At 62.2% G+C, this 1,093-nt stretch carries 1 pseudogene; it reads left to right on the top strand.

Annotated features, from left to right (window positions below):
* Nucleotides 1–1,091: pseudogene (locus BFF94_RS37525) on the top strand (IS3 family transposase); the annotation flags it as partial.
* Nucleotides 1,092–1,093: the final 2 nt, after the last annotated feature.

Raw genomic sequence — 1,093 nt, 5'->3', positions numbered from 1 at the left:
ACCGTACTGGTATGGTTACGTAAGCACGGCTTGCAGGATTGGGCCGATCCATCCGGGCGTGCGCGATCGGGTTCCACCATGCCAAAGCAAGACTCAAAGCCGCTCACACCGGAGCAGCGCATCAAGGAGTTGGAGACGCAGTTGCGAGAAGCGCAGGAGAAAGCCGCGCTGTTCGAGGCGGTGCTCGACGTGATGCGCAAGGACTACGGAATCACGGTAAAAAAGCCTTCGGGCAGGTCGTCGCGCAAAGGCGAATCGAAAAGCTGAGCGTCGAGCGGGCCTGCCGATACATGGGCATCAGCCGTCAAGCGTATTACAAGCGTTGTCAGAGCGAGGAGCGCCGCGACTTGCAGGCCGAGACCGTGACGGCGCTGGTGCGGGACGTGCGGCTGCGCCAGCCGAGGCTGGGCACACGCAAGCTGCATCATCTGCTGGGACCGACGTTGGCCGAGCGCGGCATCAAGCTGGGACGGGACGGGCTGTTCGGCGTGCTGCGCGCCGCACGCCTGCTGGTCGTGCCGCACCGGGCGTATCACAAGACCACCGATAGCCATCACCGCTTCCGGCGTCATCCGAATCTGCTGAAAGCCGGGCCGGATCAAATCGTGCCGAGCGGCCCCGAACAAGTGTGGGTGGCCGACATCACGTACCTGCCGACGGCTGGCCCGTTTGTGTATTTGAGCCTCGTCACGGATGCGTTCTCGCGCAAGATCGTCGGCCATCACGTTCACGACAGCCTTCAGACCGAACAGGTCAGTCAGGCGCTCAAGAAGGCGTTGCGCAGGCGCCGGAGCCGCCAGCCATTGATCCATCATTCCGATCGCGGGGTCCAGTACTGCTCGACCTACTATCAGGACATCCATGAGCGTTACGGCTTGCGCTGTTCGATGACGGACGGCTACGACTGCTATCAGAATGCTCTGGCCGAGCGGGTCAACGGCATCCTCAAGGGCGAGTTCCTGTTGCAACGTCCCGCTGACCTTGAGCAGGCCGCCAAGATGGTCGAACAGTCGGTTCGCATCTATAACCACGAGCGGCCACATGCCGCTCTGAAATACAAAACGCCCGATGCGGTGCATCGGGCGCTCTAGGG

It is taken from the genome of Burkholderia catarinensis (assembly GCF_001883705.2).
GTDB lineage: Bacteria > Pseudomonadota > Gammaproteobacteria > Burkholderiales > Burkholderiaceae > Burkholderia > Burkholderia catarinensis.
The sequence above is the reverse complement of the archived record's forward strand: the minus strand, read 5'-3'. Positions and strand labels throughout refer to the sequence as shown.